General features: G+C 49.2%; 15 protein-coding genes. All 15 read left to right on the top strand.

The annotated features are described in order from the left end of the window. Positions 1 to 186: 186 nt before the first annotated feature. Complete coding sequence (glpD, locus tag BFP76_RS05260; RefSeq protein WP_099592161.1) at positions 187 to 1770, top strand: glycerol-3-phosphate dehydrogenase; 1584 nt, start codon at positions 187 to 189, stop codon at positions 1768 to 1770. 18 nt (positions 1771 to 1788) lie between these two features. Continuing rightward, the gene (locus BFP76_RS05255) at positions 1789 to 2877 is read left to right on the top strand and encodes an ABC transporter ATP-binding protein (RefSeq protein ID WP_099592141.1); all 1089 of its coding nucleotides are present in this window, start codon (positions 1789 to 1791) and stop codon (positions 2875 to 2877) included. A 9-nt stretch (positions 2878 to 2886) separates the two neighbouring features. Beyond that, positions 2887 to 3966: an ABC transporter ATP-binding protein gene (locus BFP76_RS05250; protein WP_099592140.1), complete on the top strand. Its 1080-nt coding sequence runs from the start codon at positions 2887 to 2889 to the stop codon at positions 3964 to 3966. Then, positions 3966 to 4838, top strand: coding sequence for a carbohydrate ABC transporter permease (locus tag BFP76_RS05245; RefSeq protein WP_099592139.1), 873 nt, complete (start codon positions 3966 to 3968; stop codon positions 4836 to 4838). Before BFP76_RS05250 ends, BFP76_RS05245 begins: the two co-directional genes overlap by 1 nt. After that, positions 4838 to 5662: a carbohydrate ABC transporter permease gene (locus BFP76_RS05240; protein WP_099592138.1), complete on the top strand. Its 825-nt coding sequence runs from the start codon at positions 4838 to 4840 to the stop codon at positions 5660 to 5662. Before BFP76_RS05245 ends, BFP76_RS05240 begins: the two co-directional genes overlap by 1 nt. 15 nt (positions 5663 to 5677) lie before the next feature. Next, positions 5678 to 5950 (top strand): DUF2160 domain-containing protein, encoded by a 273-nt coding sequence (locus tag BFP76_RS05235; RefSeq protein ID WP_099592137.1) that lies wholly within the window; start codon positions 5678 to 5680, stop codon positions 5948 to 5950. A 67-nt stretch (positions 5951 to 6017) separates the two neighbouring features. Next, positions 6018 to 7739 carry an ABC transporter substrate-binding protein gene (locus BFP76_RS05230; protein WP_099592136.1) on the top strand — a complete coding sequence of 574 codons (1722 nt, stop codon included), beginning with the start codon at positions 6018 to 6020 and terminating at the stop codon, positions 7737 to 7739. Positions 7740 to 7880: 141 nt separating this feature from the next. Then, entirely contained in the window at positions 7881 to 9368 is a 1488-nt protein-coding gene (gene glpK, locus BFP76_RS05225; protein WP_099592135.1) for a glycerol kinase GlpK, read from the top strand. A 100-nt stretch (positions 9369 to 9468) separates the two neighbouring features. Continuing rightward, complete coding sequence (gene secE, locus BFP76_RS05220) at positions 9469 to 9666, top strand: preprotein translocase subunit SecE (protein ID WP_099592134.1); 198 nt, start codon at positions 9469 to 9471, stop codon at positions 9664 to 9666. A gap of 161 nt (positions 9667 to 9827) precedes the next feature. Further along, a complete protein-coding gene (gene nusG / locus BFP76_RS05215; RefSeq protein WP_099592133.1) occupies positions 9828 to 10361 on the top strand; it encodes a transcription termination/antitermination protein NusG in 534 nt (177 codons plus the stop codon). Between the two features lie 105 nt (positions 10362 to 10466). After that, positions 10467 to 10892 carry a 50S ribosomal protein L11 gene (gene rplK, locus BFP76_RS05210; RefSeq protein WP_099592132.1) on the top strand — a complete coding sequence of 142 codons (426 nt, stop codon included), beginning with the start codon at positions 10467 to 10469 and terminating at the stop codon, positions 10890 to 10892. After that, positions 10892 to 11590: a 50S ribosomal protein L1 gene (gene rplA, locus BFP76_RS05205; RefSeq protein ID WP_099592131.1), complete on the top strand. Its 699-nt coding sequence runs from the start codon at positions 10892 to 10894 to the stop codon at positions 11588 to 11590. The genes rplK and rplA overlap by 1 nt, the downstream gene beginning before the upstream one ends. A 252-nt stretch (positions 11591 to 11842) precedes the next feature. Further along, the gene (rplJ, locus tag BFP76_RS05195) at positions 11843 to 12355 is read left to right on the top strand and encodes a 50S ribosomal protein L10 (protein ID WP_099592129.1); all 513 of its coding nucleotides are present in this window, start codon (positions 11843 to 11845) and stop codon (positions 12353 to 12355) included. 78 nt (positions 12356 to 12433) lie between these two features. Further along, positions 12434 to 12814, top strand: a complete 381-nt coding sequence (gene rplL, locus BFP76_RS05190) for a 50S ribosomal protein L7/L12 (protein WP_099592128.1) — start codon at positions 12434 to 12436, stop codon at positions 12812 to 12814. Between the two features lie 232 nt (positions 12815 to 13046). After that, complete coding sequence (rpoB, locus tag BFP76_RS05185) at positions 13047 to 17183, top strand: DNA-directed RNA polymerase subunit beta (protein ID WP_099592127.1); 4137 nt, start codon at positions 13047 to 13049, stop codon at positions 17181 to 17183. Positions 17184 to 17191 lie beyond the last annotated feature (8 nt).

Here is a 17191-nt window from a genome sequence, read left to right as displayed (position 1 = left end):
TGTTTTCTTTTGTGTGGTTTGCAAGAATTCTCCATCAAATTCACGATATTCGTGACGTTTTGGTCAAGTTCACAAACGAACATAAACGAACATTTTTCGTTGACAAAGGAACATTGCAGGTGTTTCATCAATGCTCATCACCACACTTGGGAGGTATGGGTGACAGATTCGCTGCACAATCGTGAAATGACAGATGTGTTCATCATTGGTGGGGGCATCAATGGCTGTGGCATCGCGCGTGATGCGGTGGGCCGTGGGTTATCTGTGACCTTGGCTGAAATGAACGATCTGGCCTCTGCCACATCATCGGCATCGACAAAATTGTTTCATGGCGGATTGCGATATCTTGAATATTTTGAGGTTCGCTTGGTGCGCGAAGCGTTAAAAGAACGCGAAACATTGCTGCGTGCCATGCCTCATATCAGCTGGCCCAAGCGTTTCGTGTTGCCCTATCACAAGGATATGCGGTTCGAAGGCGAAACGCCGATTTCGCGAATGTTAAGCGTGATCATGCCGTGGATGAAGGGGCGTCGTCCTGCATGGCTTATCCGATTTGGTTTGTTTTTATATGACAATCTTGGTGGGCGAAAAATATTGCCTGGGACAACCACCGTTGATCTGAAAACAGATATTGTCGGTCAGGCTTTGCAGAAACGATTTTCCAAAGCATATGAATATTCCGATTGCTGGATCGAAGATTCACGTCTTGTGGTGTTAAACGCGCGTGATGCACAGGCGCGCGGTGCAAAAATCATGACCCGCACCAAAGTCACATCAGCCAAACGTATCGATGGCATATGGCAGGTGGATGTAACCGATCAAAACACAGGTGAATCCAAAACAATTCATGCCCGCATGTTGGTCAATGCAGGTGGGCCATGGGTGAAAAAGGTTCTGCAAGACACAGCACATGTGCAATCGAATGAGGGTGTGCGCCTTGTCCGCGGAAGCCATATCGTCACACGCCAATTGTTTGATCATGATAAATGCTATTTCTTCCAAGGCGAAGATGGGCGCATTATTTTTGCAATTCCGTATGAAAATGATTTCACGCTGATTGGTACTACAGATGCCGATCATACTGATCCAAATGATAAACCCCACTGCACCGATGCAGAGGCGGATTATTTATGCAAATTTGCATCGCAATACTTTGAAAAATCTGTCACACGTGAAGATATCGTTTGGACATATGCAGGTGTGCGCCCATTGTACGATGATGGCGCAACTTCGGCCACCGCGGCCACGCGCGATTATGTTTTAAAGATTGACGATGCGGATGGGCATGCGCCAATATTGAATGTATTCGGCGGTAAAATTACGACCTATCGAAAACTGGCAGAACATGCGCTGGGAAAAATCACCCCGTATTTTGAAAATACATCGGATGGGTGGACAGCGGGCGTTGCATTGCCAGGGGGTGATTTTCCCGTTGATGGTGTGGATGCATTAATTGCAAACCTGAAACGTGATTACGATTTTCTTGATGATTTCTGGGCGCGTCGTTTGATCAAAGCCTATGGCACAGAAGCCGCACAAATTTTGGGTGACGCCAAGGTGGCGGATGATCTGGGTGTTGCATTTGGTGCAACCCTAACAGCGCGTGAAATCAGCTGGTTGATGGACAAAGAATACGCACAAACCGCAGAGGATGTTGTCTGGCGGCGGTCGCGTTTAGGGCTGCGCATGAGCGCGGATGAAATTTCGAATTTGAATACATGGATGCAAAGTGGCGCGAATGCCGATGGGGATATCACCATCGCAAGCTAACTTTGTTGGGAGGCAAAGATGACTTTGGAATTAAAAGGCGTGTCAAAGGTTGTGAATGGGCAAACGCACATTTACCCCACCGATTTGACATTGCAAAAGGGCACGATGAATGTGCTGCTTGGGCCGACATTATCGGGGAAAACATCCCTGATGCGGCTGATGGCGGGTTTGGATGTGCCAAATACGGGGCGCATCATTTGGAATGGTGATGATGTTACGGGCATGCGTGTGCAGGATCGCAAGGTTGCGATGGTGTATCAACAATTCATCAACTACCCATCCATGACAGTTTACGACAATATCGCATCTCCAATGCGCCTATTGGGTAAATCAGCATCGGAAATTGATGCGGCTGTACGCAAAACCGCCGATTTGATGCAGCTTACCCCAATGTTGGATCGCAAACCGCTTGAATTGTCTGGTGGGCAACAACAACGCTGCGCTCTTGCGCGTGCTTTGGTCAAGGATGCGGGGCTGGTGTTGTTGGATGAACCACTGGCGAACCTTGATTATAAATTGCGCGAAGAATTGCGCGCTGAAATCCCCAAGATTTTCGCAGAGGCTGGCAGCATATTTGTATACGCTACAACAGAACCAGAAGAGGCATTGTTGCTGGGCGGGAACACCGCCACATTATGGGAAGGGCGCGTAACCCAATTTGACGAAACCCCAACCGTTTATCGCAACCCAATTGATGCCACCACTGCGCGTGTGTTTTCCGATCCACCGATGAATTTCTTATCTGTGACCAAGGCGGGTAAAAAGCTATCGTTTGGTGATGGGCAATCGGCATCGGCAACGGGTGCGATGGCGGATCTGGCCGATGGGCAATACACGGCGGGGTTCCGTCCAAATCATGTGGAATTGAAACGCGCGGCAAAATCCGATCTGGAATTTGATACAAAATTGGTTGTGACCGAAATTACCGGTTCCGAAACATTTGTGCATCTTGATCACCATGGTGATCGCTGGGTTGGGTTGATCCACGGGGTGCAGAATTTGGAACTGGGCGCAGCGCTGCCTGTGTATCTGAACCCATCGTATATTTACATGTTTGATGCCAATGGCGCACTTGTCGCCCCCGCATCATACGCAACAGCGGCATAGAGGCGGGAAATGGCAAAAATTACACTGGAAAATTTGGCACATTCATACCTGCCCAACCCAAGCAGCGAAGATGATTATGCGCTCAAAGAATTGAACCACGAATGGGTGGATGGCGAGGCATATGCATTGCTGGGATCGTCTGGTTGTGGGAAATCAACGTTGTTGAATATCATCTCTGGTCTGTTGCAACCTTCACAAGGGCGCATCTTGTTTAATGATGTGGATGTAACAGATCAACCCACCGCCGAACGCAACATCGCACAGGTGTTTCAGTTCCCTGTGGTGTACGACACAATGACCGTGCGTGATAATTTGGCATTTCCACTGCGCAATCGCGGTGCGGATGCATCTTATGTTGCACAGCGCGTGCAACAGATCGGTGAAATGATCGGGATGGAGGCTGAACTGGATCGCAAGGCACGCGGTCTGACCGCTGATGCGAAACAAAAAATCAGCCTTGGTCGTGGCATGGTGCGCGAAGACGTGAACGCATTGTTGTTTGATGAACCGCTCACCGTGATTGACCCCCATATGAAATGGGAATTGCGCACACAGTTAAAACAGCTTCACCATGATTTTGGTCATACGATGATTTACGTGACCCACGATCAGACAGAGGCATTGACCTTCGCCGATAAGGTGGTGGTGATGTATGACGGTGGCGTTGTGCAAATGGGCACACCCCAAGAATTATTTGAAACACCTGAACATACATTCGTGGGTTATTTCATCGGTTCACCGGGGATGAATTTTCTGGATGCCGAAATCGCGGGGCGTCATGCCAATATCGCAGGCACGCAAATTGATTTGGGTGCAGGATACGGCGCAATTGATGGCAAAACACAGGTGGGCGTGCGCCCTGAATTCACTCGTTTGGGAACGGGTAACGAAGGTTTGCCCATCAACATCACACGTATTGAGGATGTCGGGCGTCACAAAATTGTACGCGCCGATTACAAGGGCCAAGAAATCAACATTATCGCCGACGAAGGCCAAGAAATTGGCGCAGATATGAACCGCGTTGTGTTCGATCCTGCGGGGATCAATGTTTACGCCAATGATTGGCGCGTCAAAGGGGAGGCGGCGTAATGGAAAAAACTGTTAATCAAAAGGCATGGTTTCTGATCCTGCCCGTGTTGATCTTGGTGGCGTTTTCCGCCGTGATCCCTTTGATGACCGTGGTGAATTATTCCGTTCAGGATACATTCGGCAATAACCAATTTTTCTGGGCAGGTTTGGAATGGTTCGAAGAATTGTTGCATTCTGAACGTCTGCATGATGCGCTGGGCCGTCAGATTATATTCTCGCTCATCATCCTTGCGATCGAAGTCCCGCTTGGCATTTTTATTGCCTTGAACATGCCCAAAAAGGGTTTCTGGGCATCGTTGTGTTTGGTGTTGATGTCGCTGCCATTGTTGATCCCATGGAATGTGGTTGGCACAATTTGGCAAATCTTTGGGCGCGTTGATATTGGCCTGTTGGGTTATACGCTCGATAAACTTGGCTTTGCCTATAACTATACCCAAGATAGCTTTGCCGCGTGGGTCACGGTGATCGTGATGGATGTGTGGCATTGGACATCATTGGTGGCATTGCTGGCCTATGCGGGTTTGCAATCCATTCCCGATGCCTATTACCAAGCTGCAAAAATCGATCAGGCAAGCCGTTGGAAAGTGTTCCGCTTTATCGAATTGCCAAAAATGCAGGGCGTTTTGATGATCGCGATCTTGCTGCGCTTTATGGATAGTTTCATGATCTATACCGAACCGTTTGTTGTAACGGGCGGTGGGCCAGGTAACTCCACCACATTCTTGTCGATTGATCTGGTGAAAATGGCACTTGGCCAATTTGATCTGGGGCCAGCGGCTGCGTTTTCAATCATGTACTATCTGGTGATCCTGTTGATTTCATACGTATTCTACACAGTGATGACCAACCTAGATAAACGGGACGGTGTATAATGGCACATTCTGGTAAAAAACCTCGCATCAACTCGCGCGCGATTGTGATGACGCTTTATTTGGTGTTCTTGCTCTTGCCGATTTATTGGCTGTTGAACATGAGCCTGAAAACCAACGAGGAAATCCTCAGCGTGTTTTCAATCTGGCCGCGTAACCTGACATTTGCCAATTATGCGACCATTTTAACGGATGCATCGTGGTATATGGGTTACGTCAATTCATTGATCTATGTGGTGATGAATACGGTGATCTCATTGGTGGTGGCATTGCCCGCGGCCTATGCGTTCAGCCGCTATTCATTCATGGGTGACAAACATCTGTTTTTCTGGCTGTTGACCAATCGCATGGCACCCCCTGCGGTGTTTGCACTGCCGTTTTTCCAACTGTATTCATCGGTTGGATTGTTTGACACACATATCGCTGTGGCCTTGGCGCATTGTTTGTTCAATGTCCCATTGGCGGTGTGGATCCTAGAGGGTTTCATGCGCGGCGTTCCCAAAGAAATTGATGAAACAGCCTATATTGACGGGTATTCATTCCCGCGCTTTTTCATCAAGATTTTCACACCATTGATTGCATCTGGCATCGGTGTGGCGGCGTTTTTCTGTTTCATGTTCTCATGGGTGGAATTGTTGTTGTCACGCACCCTGACCAGTGTCGAGGCTAAACCAATCGCGGCTGCAATGACGCGCACAGTGTCTGCATCCGGTCTTGATTGGGGCGTGCTGGCGGCGGCGGGTATTCTGACGATTATCCCTGGTGCATTGGTGATCTATTTCGTTCGCAACTATATCGCCAAGGGTTTCGCCCTTGGGCGGGTTTAACAGGAGGATTTGCAAATGGCATGGATGGCATGGACAACCCCGACCGCACTGTTTTTTGTAATCATCGCCTGTATTTTGGTGACATTCACCATACTGGCAATCAAATTCCCCGAAACGCCACGGCTTGGTGTTTTGCGGATCGAAACCACGCGGGGTGATCGTCTGTTCATCACGCTACTGGGCTCTGCTTTTATCAATTTGGCATGGCTTGGGCTGGTTGGCGCATCGCAACCCTTTGCGCTTATCGTTTGTCTGATCTACGCAGTGGGCGTTTTCCGCTGGGTTTGATTGGGCGTTTCTTGGGCTGGGCCTTTGCGCCCATCTCGTCATCAAAGTTCTTTTTGGGAGGTACATAATGAACTTTAATCTTAAATCCACAACGGCGATGGGGCTTGCAGTTAGCATGCTTGCAACGCCAATGTTTGCGGATATGGATGCTGCCAAGTCTTTCTTGGACGCTGAAATCGGTGATCTGTCCGCGCTAAGCCGTGCAGATCAAGAAGCAGAAATGCAATGGCTGATTGATGCGGCGAAACCATTCGCTGGCATGGAAATCAAGGTTGTATCCGAAACCATCACAACACATGAATATGAATCCAAAGTGTTGGCGCCAGCGTTTGAAAAAATCACAGGGATCAAAGTAACCCATGATTTGATCGGCGAAGGCGACGTGGTTGAAAAGCTGCAAACGCAAATGCAATCTGGTGAAAACATCTATGATGGTTACATCAACGATTCCGATTTGATCGGCACACACTGGCGTTATCAACAGGTGCGCAACCTGACGGATTGGATGGCAGGCGAAGGTGCAGATGTCACCAGCCCGACATTGGATCTGGATGATTTCATCGGCTTGTCCTTTACAACCGGTCCTGATGATAAACTGTACCAATTGCCAACACAGCAATTCGCGAACCTCTATTGGTTCCGTTATGATTGGTTCAACGACGAACAAAACAAAGCCGATTTCAAAGAGCAATTCGGCTATGATTTGGGCGTTCCTGTAAACTGGTCTGCATATGAAGACATCGCTGAATTCTTCACAGGTCGTGACTTGTCACGTCTGGGCGTTGAAGGCGAGGTTTATGGCAACATGGATTACGGTAAAAAAGACCCATCATTGGGTTGGCGTTACACCGATGCGTGGTTGTCAATGGCAGGTGCTGGCGACAAGGGTGAACCAAACGGTTTGCCAGTGGACGAATGGGGTATTCGCGTGAATGAAAATTCACAACCCGTTGGTTCATGTGTTGCACGCGGTGGTGCCACCAACGGCCCAGCAGCGGTTTATGCTGTGACCAAAGCCATCGAATGGTTGGAAAAATATTCTCCACCTGCGGCGGCTGGTATGACATTTAGCGAAGCTGGCCCAATTCCGGCCCAAGGTAATGTTGCGCAACAAATGTTCTGGTACACTGCGTTTACTGCGGCATCTGTGGAACCAGATCTGCCTGTGATGAACGAAGACGGCACGCCAAAATGGCGTATGGCGCCATCACCACACGGTGCATATTGGTCCGAAGGTACCAAAATTGGTTACCAAGATGCGGGTTCATGGACATTGATGAAATCAACACCTGTTGACCGTGCAAAGGCCGCTTGGTTATATGCACAATTCGTCACATCCAAAACCGTTGACGTGAAGAAAGCACACACTGGTCTGACATTCATTCGTGAATCCACAGTTCAGCACGAAAGCTTTACCGAACGCGCACCAAAATTGGGTGGCTTGGTTGAATTTTATCGTTCACCAGCACGCGTTCAGTGGTCACCAACAGGTACCAATGTTCCTGATTATCCAAAACTGGCACAGTTGTGGTGGCAGAACATCGGTGATGCAATGTCAGGTGCGAAAACACCACAAGAGGCATTGGATTCACTTTGTGAAGAACAGGAACGTGTTTTGGAACGTCTAGAACGCGCAGGCGTTCAAGGTGATCTTGGTCCAAAATTGAACGAACCACGTGATCCAGCAGAATGGTTGGCTGAACCAGGTGCGCCAAAGGCGAAACTGGCAAACGAAGACGAAGAGCCAAAAACCGTGAGCTATGACGATTTGATCGCGTCTTGGAAATAAGCATTGTCTGGGGCGTTCGCGCCCCGACAACTCCTCCTCTCGTGGCTTGACATCACATTGGATTTGATCAGATTTATGTCTTGCCAATCTGCGGCTCTTGTTGATGCAAGGGCCGCTTCTTTTAGATTTCAAAGGTACGCCATGACCCATATTCTTGCCATTGATCAGGGAACCACATCTAGCCGCGCAATTTTATTTGATTCCAACATGGAAATCACCGCAACGGCACAAGAGGAATTTGAACAACATTTCCCCGATTCAGGGTGGGTGGAACATGACCCAAGCGATCTGTGGTCTACGACCGCGGGCACCTGTCGCAATGTGATTGAACGCGCAGGATTGTCTGAAAAAGACATCACGGCAATTGGCATCACCAATCAGCGCGAAACCACCGTTGTTTGGGATCGCAAAACCGGCAAGGCGATTTATAACGCCATCGTCTGGCAGGATCGACGCACGGCCGATTATTGTCGCGAGTTGCGCGACGCTGGGCACGAGGATATGTTCACCGAAAAAACGGGTCTGTTGTTGGACCCATATTTTTCGGGCACGAAATTAAAATGGATTTTGGATCATGTTGATGGGGCACGTGATCGCGCGGCGGCGGGTGAATTGCTGTTTGGCACGGTCGATTCATTTTTGATCTGGAAATTAACGGGTGGGCGCGAACATGTGACCGATGCCACCAATGCCGCACGCACATTGTTATATGACATCCGCAAAGGCCGCTGGAGCAAAACCATCTGCGATCTGTTGGATATCCCGATGGAAATGTTGCCAACGGTCAAAGATTGCGCCGCTGATTTTGGCATGACCCGAGCCGATCTGTTTGGCCGTGAAATTCCCATTTTGGGCGTTGCGGGGGATCAACAGGCCGCCACCATCGGACAGGCCTGTTTTGAACCGGGGATGATGAAATCGACCTATGGTACGGGCTGTTTTGCATTGATGAACACGGGTGATACACCTGTTGTGTCGCAAAACCGATTGCTGGCCACGATTGGTTATCAATTGGATGGCAAACCAACCTATGCGCTGGAAGGGTCGATATTTATCGCAGGTGCGGTTGTGCAATGGTTGCGCGATGGATTGCAAATCATTCGCGATGCCAAAGAAACCCAACCGCTGGCGGAATCAGCGGATGATCATCAAACGGTGATTATGGTGCCTGCGTTTACGGGGTTGGGCGCACCCTATTGGAATGCGGAATGTCGCGGTGCGATCTATGGTCTGACACGTAATTCTGGCCCAGCCGAATTTGCACGTGCAGCGCTTGAAAGTGTCGGATACCAAACCCGCGATTTGTTGGAAGCAATGCACGCCGATTGGAAAGGCGAAGTAAACGATAGCACATTGCGCGTTGATGGCGGGATGAGCGCATCAGATTGGGCGATGCAATTTTTGTCCGACATTATCGGTGCGCCCGTTGATCGCCCAAAGGTATTGGAAACAACCGCATTGGGCGCGGCATGGCTTGCAGGGATGCGTGCGGGGATTTACCCGTCCAAAGAAGATTTCGCAAAATCATGGGCGCTTGATCGCAAATTCACACCCGATATGGATGAAACCACCCGCGCAGAAAAATACGCAGGCTGGAAACGCGCTGTGGATGCCACATTGACCGTTTAGGGCAAATTCAACGGGGGCGGTTTCACATATCTGTGCTGCCCCTTGAATTCCCTCGCAAAGACTCGTAATTAAACGCTTGATCAGATCAAGGAGCCGCCAAATGGCACGCACAAACCCGCTCACCTTTATTGCGCAAGTCCGCGCAGAAGTCGCCAAAGTTGTTTGGCCAACCCGCCGTGAAACCACAATCACAACAATCATGGTTTTTATCATGGCGTTTTTTGCGGCAACTTTCTTTTTTATCGTCGATCAAATCGTAAAGTTGGGTTTGAACGGAATTCTTGGGATAGGCGGTTGAATTCAAACGGTTTTGGGTTTAAACGCCTGTAATCCACAGTAGATTAGCGCGCAGCGATTCGGTTTGCGCGCCTTTTTATTGTCGGTCGGCAATCAGGTAACTGATTGTTTAACAATGGTTTTTGGGGCGGTTTGCCCGTCCTTAAGAAGGCGTCGAGCATTATGGCAAAACGGTGGTATTCGGTAAGCGTACTTTCGAATTACGAAAAGAAAGTAAAAGAAGCGATCGACGAGGCAGTCGAGCAAGAAGGCTTGCAAGACGAAATCGAACAGGTCCTTGTACCAACCGAAGAAGTGGTCGAAGTGCGCCGCGGCAAGAAATACAATGTCGAGCGTCGCTTTATGCCAGGTTATATTTTGGTGCGTATGGAGATGACCGAAAAAGGTTATCACCTGATCAACAACACCAACCGTGTGACGGGTTTTCTGGGGCAACCAGGTAAACCAAGCCCGATGCGCGATTCAGAAGTAAGTTATATCCTTAACCAAGTTGAGGAAGGCGCGGAAAATCCACGCACTTTGATCGCCTACGAAGTTGGCGAACAGGTAAACGTCACCGACGGCCCGTTCGAGGGTTTCGCTGGCACCGTGGAAGAGGTGGACGAAGAAAACGCCCGCTTGAAAGTTTCCGTATCAATCTTTGGTCGGGCAACCCCGGTCGAACTCGAATACACACAGGTGAATAAACAAACCTAGTGTTGTGCATGTGGGAGGAGCGGATCACGCGTGATCCAAACCGCACCACACCAAATTGATCAGATGGGCACGCGGCCCAAATGATCGGAGCTAAAGGAGGCCATAATGGCTAAAAAAGTTGCTGGCACGATGAAACTGCAGGTTCCTGCAGGTCAAGCCAACCCATCACCACCCGTTGGTCCTGCGCTGGGTCAGCGCGGCATTAACATCATGGAATTCTGTAAAGCGTTCAACGCAAAAACACAGGAAATGGAAGCGGGCGCACCTTGCCCAACAGTTATCACGTATTACGTTGATAAATCTTTCACCATGGACATCAAAACGCCACCTGCGTCTTACTACTTGAAAAAAGCAGCGAAACTGAAATCTGGTGCGAAAACACCAAGCCGCGAAATCGTTGGCACAGTGACTGCGAAACAAGTGAAAGAAATCGCAGAAGCGAAAATGAAAGATTTGAACGCAAACGATATCGACGCTGCGATGAAAATCATCATGGGTTCTGCCCGTTCAATGGGCATCGAGGTGAAGTAATGGCGAAACACGGTAAAAGAACAACCGCAGCACGCGAAGCATTTGCTGGCAAATCTGCAGTTACTGTTGAAGAAGCTGTTGCTTTGGTTAAAGGCAACGCAAATGCAAAATTTGACGAAACAGTTGATATTGCTGTGAACTTGGGTGTTGACCCACGTCACGCTGATCAAATGGTTCGTGGTGTTGTATCCTTGCCAAATGGCACAGGTAAAACAATGCGCGTTGCGGTTTTTGCACGTGATGCAAAAGCAGAAGAAGCAAAAGCAGCGGGTGCCGACATCGTTGGCGCAGAAGACCTGATGGAAATCGTTCAGGGCGGCAAGATCGAATTCGATCGTTGTATCGCAACACCTGACATGATGGCCGTTGTTGGTCGTCTTGGTAAAGTATTGGGTCCACGTAACCTGATGCCAAACCCACGCGTTGGTACAGTGACAATGGACGTTAAGGCCGCTGTCGAAGCTGCCAAAGGCGGCGAAGTCCAGTTCAAAGTTGAAAAAGCAGGCGTTGTGCACGCAGGTGTTGGTAAAACATCATTTGACGAAGCAAAACTCGCTGAAAACGTAAAAGCGTTTGTTGCTGCTGTTCAAAAAGCAAAACCAGAAGGTGCCAAAGGCGCATACATGAAAAAGATCGCTTTGTCGTCCACAATGGGCCCAAGCGTTACTTTGGATGTTGATGCCTTCCTGAAAGGTTAATGAATTTTGCTGGCGTGCAAGCGCCAGCAGATATGACGGGGATCGCAAGATTGTCGTCAACTGTCCGAGACGGTGGGTGCTGCTACAAACAGCTTAATCTCCTGCCTGAGATGGGAACCGAACAATTTTCGCCTTCGGGTGATTTTGGGAGGGAACCGGAACGGACCCTAACTGCTGATCTGCCGCGAATATGGTGGGTTAGTGAAACTGAGCCGGGGGGTGAATTTTGCCCCTCAAATTTGGAGAAACACTGTGGATAGAGCCCAAAAAGAAGCACTGGTCGATGAACTTGGCCAAATCTTCACGGACTCTGGTGTTGTCGTAGTATCTCACTATGCCGGCATTACAGTTGCAGAAATGCAAGACTTCCGTGCGCGCATGCGCGAAGCGGGTGGTTTTGTACGTGTTGCCAAAAACAAGCTCGCCAAAATCGCTCTTGAAGGCAAGCCATGCGAAAGCATTTCAGGCATGTTGGATGGAATGACTGTCCTATCTTATTCAGAGGACCCAGTTGCCGCGGCGAAAGTCACGGAAGCTTATGCCAAAGATAACGCCAAGCTCGTTATCCTTGGGGGTGCAATGGGTGAGAACGCATTGGACGTTGCCGGTGTCAAAGCTGTTGCCGCTATGCCGTCACGCGAGGAGCTTATTGCTTCTATCGTTGGCTGTATTGGTGCTCCTGCTTCGAATATCGCTGGTGCAATTGGCGCGCCTGCTTCCAACATCGCTTCCATCTTGGAAACGATCGAAGAAAAGGCTGCATAAGCATACTGCAAATGTAATTCGGTGTCGTGAAAATGACATCACTGGAAACAGAACTAAAACTGAAACGGAACATATCAAATGGCTGATATTAAAAAACTAGCAGAAGAAATCGTAGGCCTTACGCTTTTGGAAGCACAAGAACTGAAAACACTTCTTAAAGACGAGTACGGCATCGAGCCTGCTGCTGGTGGCGCTGTAATGGTTGCTGGCGCAGCTGGTGGCGACGCTGGTGGTGCTGCAGAAGAAAAAGACGAATTCGACGTAATTCTGAAATCTGCAGGCGACAAGAAAATCAACGTGATCAAAGAAGTACGTGCGATCACTGGTTTGGGTCTGAAAGAAGCAAAAGACTTGGTTGAAGCTGGCGGCAAAGCTGTCAAAGAAGGCGCAACCAAAGCTGAAGCAGAAGAAATCAAGAAGAAGCTTGAAGAAGCTGGCGCTGAAATCGAACTGAAGTAATTCAGTTGGGCATCTAGCCCGCTAAAATATTAGGCTGGCCTCGCGGTTTCGTGGGGCCAGCCGATCCTGTCTTTCTAGGGGCCTTTGCACAAGACCTCTTGAAAGACAGGGAAAATTCGGGAGCCATGGGTAGGGAACCTTGGCAAGAATAGGATTTTCCTTGTTCAGTTGGCCTTTGTACGGCGGTGCCCGACGCCCGTGCAAGGTGGACAATAAAGAGGTGAAGACGAGCATGGCTCAGACGCATTCAGGTTTTAAACGAATCCGCAAACATTATGGCAAAATCCGCGAAGTTTTGGATATGCCGAACCTTATTCAGGTACAGAAAAGCTCTTACGATCTGTTCTTGCGCTCTGGTGATCAACCAGAACCAATGACAGGCGAAGGCATCAATGGTGTTTTCCAATCCGTATTTCCAATCAAAGATTTTAACGAAACTTCCGTTTTGGAATTCGTAAAATACGAGCTGGAAAAACCCAAATACGATGTTGAAGAATGTCAGCAACGCGACATGACTTACTCCGCTCCGCTTAAGGTGACATTGCGCCTTATCGTGTTTGATGTGGACGAAGACACAGGTGCGCGTTCCGTCAAAGACATCAAAGAACAAGACGTGTTCATGGGTGATATGCCTTTGATGACACCAAATGGTACGTTCGTTGTGAACGGCACCGAGCGTGTGATCGTATCCCAAATGCACCGCTCACCTGGTGTGTTCTTTGATCACGACCGTGGCAAAACCCATTCTTCTGGTAAATTGTTATTCGCCAGCCGCATCATTCCCTATCGCGGTTCATGGTTGGATTTCGAATTTGACGCAAAAGACATGGTTTACGCACGTATCGACCGTCGTCGTAAATTGCCTGTTACAACATTGTTGTACGCACTTGGTCTGGACCAAGAAGGTATCTGTGATGCCTATTACGATTCTGTTGATTACACTTACGATGCCAAGAAAAAAGCATGGAAAACCAAGTTTTTCCCAGAACGCGTTCGCGGCACAAAACCAACCCTTGATATCGTAGATGCAAAAACGGGCGAAGTGATTGCAGAAGCGGGCAAGAAAGTTACGCCGCGCACAGTGAAAAAACTGATCGACGAAGGCAAAGTAACCGACGTGTTGGTGCCATATGAAGGCGTGATCGGGCGTTTCGCGGCCAAAGATATCATCAACGAAGAAACCGGTGAAATCTATGTCGAGGCAGGCGGTGAATTGACCGTTGAATATGACAAAGATGACAACATCATCGGCGGCACAGTCCATGCGTTGTTGGATGCGGGCGTGAAAACGATCCCAACTTTGGACATCGATAACGTCAATGTAGGCCCATATATCCGCACAACTATGGCGGCTGATAAAAACCTCAACCGCGAAACCGCGTTGATGGATATTTATCGTGTGATGCGCCCAGGCGAGCCACCGACCGTTGATGCAGCATCTGCATTGTTCGACAGCCTGTTCTTTGATTCAGAGCGTTATGATCTGTCTGCGGTTGGCCGTGTGAAAATGAACATGCGTCTGCAATTGGATGCAGAAGACACCCAACGCACTTTGCGCAAAGAAGACATCATTGCCGTGATCAAAGGTCTGGTTGACCTGCGTGATGGCAAAGGCGACGTTGACGACATCGACCACCTTGGTAACCGCCGCGTGCGTTCGGTAGGTGAATTGATGGAAAACCAATATCGTGTTGGCCTGTTACGTATGGAACGCGCGATCAAAGAACGCATGTCATCTGTCGAAATCGACACGATCATGCCACAAGATTTGATCAATGCGAAACCAGCCGCTGCTGCGGTACGTGAATTCTTTGGTTCCAGCCAATTGTCACAATTTATGGACCAAACAAACCCATTGTCAGAAGTCACGCACAAACGTCGTCTGTCTGCGCTTGGGCCAGGTGGTTTGACACGTGAACGCGCAGGCTTTGAGGTTCGCGACGTTCACCCAACACATTATGGTCGTATGTGTCCGATTGAAACGCCAGAGGGTCCAAACATTGGTTTGATCAACTCGCTTGCATCATTCGCACGTGTGAACAAATACGGTTTCATCGAAACACCATACCGCCGAGTCGAGGATGGTAAGGTTACGGATGATGTGCAATACATGTCCGCCACCGAAGAAATGCGTTTCACTGTTGCGCAGGCAAACGCGCAATTGGACGAAGGCGGTAAATTTGCCAATGATCTCGTGTCAACACGTGAAGCTGGCGAATACGCGTTGAACCCACCAGAGCGTATTGATTACATCGACGTTAGCCCAAAACAGCTAGTGTCTGTTGCGGCATCTTTGATCCCGTTCTTGGAAAACGACGACGCCAACCGCGCGTTGATGGGTTCCAACATGCAACGTCAAGCCGTGCCATTGTTAAAAGCAGACGCACCGTTTGTGGGTACTGGTATTGAACAAGTTGTTGCACGCGATTCAGGTGCGGCAATCACGGCGCGCCGTGGTGGTATCATCGACCAAGTTGACGCGATGCGTATCGTTGTGCGCGTAACCGATGCAATGGAAGCAGGCGATCCGGGTGTGGATATTTACCGTCTGCGTAAATTCCAACGTTCAAACCAAAACACATGTATCAACCAACGCCCATTGGTAAAGGTTGGCGATCGTGTCACTGCTGGTGAAGTTGTGGCCGATGGCCCATCAACAGATATCGGTGAATTGGCGCTTGGTAAAAACGTGCTCGTCGCGTTTATGCCTTGGAACGGTTACAACTACGAAGACTCGATCCTGATTTCAGAACGTATCGTAAAAGACGACGTATTCACATCTGTCCACATCGAAGAATTCGAAGTGGCTGCACGTGATACGAAGCTTGGCCCAGAGGAAATCACACGTGATATTCCAAACGTGGGCGAAGAAGCGCTGCGTAATTTGGACGAAGCGGGTATCGTTTACATCGGTGCAGAGGTTGGCCCAGCGGATATCTTGGTTGGTAAAATCACACCAAAAGGCGAAAGCCCAATGACACCAGAAGAAAAACTTCTGCGTGCCATCTTTGGTGAAAAAGCATCTGATGTGCGTGACACATCATTGCGTGTCCCACCAGGTGATTATGGTACAATCGTAGAGGTGCGTGTGTTTAACCGCCATGGCATCGACAAAGACGAACGTGCGTTGCAAATCGAACGTGAAGAGGTTGAACGCCTTGCACGTGACCGCGACGACGAGGTCGATATCCTTGATCGTAACATCTATGCCCGTCTCAAAGACATGCTGATCGGCAAAAAGGCTGTGAAAGGCCCCAAAGGCATCAAATCTGGTTCAACCATTGATGATGAATTGCTGGAAAGCCTGAGCCGTGGTTTGTGGTGGCAGTTGGCACTGGAAGACGACAAAGACGCATCCGAAATGGAAGCCTTGAACAAACAATACGAAATCCAAAAGAAATCTTTGGAAGCACGTTTTGAAGACAAGGTTGAAAAAGTACGTCGCGGCGATGATCTTCCGCCCGGTGTGATGAAAATGGTCAAAGTTTTCATCGCGGTGAAACGCAAATTGCAACCGGGTGATAAAATGGCCGGTCGTCACGGCAACAAAGGTGTGATTTCACGCGTTGTTCCCGAAGAAGACATGCCGTTCTTGGCTGATGGTACACCTGTTGATTTCTGTCTGAACCCACTTGGCGTTCCATCACGTATGAACGTTGGTCAGATTTTGGAAACTCACATGGGCTGGGCCGCACGCGGTTTGGGTAAATCCATTGATGAATCGTTGAAAGAATATCGTCGTTCAGGTGACATGACACCTGTCCAAGAAGCGATGAAAATCGCCTATGGCGATGATCTGTATGACGAAGTCATCAAGGACATGACCCAAGACGAATTGCTGGAAGCAGCGGGTAACGTCACCAACGGTGTGCCAATCGCAACACCTGTATTTGACGGTGCAAAAGAGGCTGATGTGAACGATGCGCTGACACGTGCAGGGTTCGAAACATCTGGTCAATCTGTACTGTTTGATGGCCGCACGGGCGAACAATTCGCACGTAAGGTTACAGTTGGTGTGAAATACTTGTTGAAACTGCATCACCTTGTGGATGACAAAATCCACGCGCGTTCAACTGGGCCATACAGCCTTGTCACACAGCAACCGCTGGGTGGTAAAGCACAGTTCGGCGGACAGCGTTTCGGTGAGATGGAAGTTTGGGCGCTGGAAGCATATGGCGCAGCTTACACATTGCAGGAAATGTTGACTGTCAAATCTGATGACGTTGCAGGCCGTACCAAAGTGTACGAAAGCATCGTCAAAGGCGAAGACAACTTCGAAGCTGGTATTCCAGAATCGTTTAACGTGCTTGTCAAAGAAATCCGCTCACTGGGCCTTAACGTCCAGTTGCTGGATGCGGAGAGCGAGTAGGCGTTCGC

The sequence above is a fragment of the Paramylibacter kogurei genome (assembly GCF_002742285.1).
GTDB classification, from domain to species: Bacteria; Pseudomonadota; Alphaproteobacteria; order Rhodobacterales; family Rhodobacteraceae; genus Amylibacter; species Amylibacter kogurei.
The sequence above is the reverse complement of the archived record's forward strand: the minus strand, read 5'-3'. Positions and strand labels throughout refer to the sequence as shown.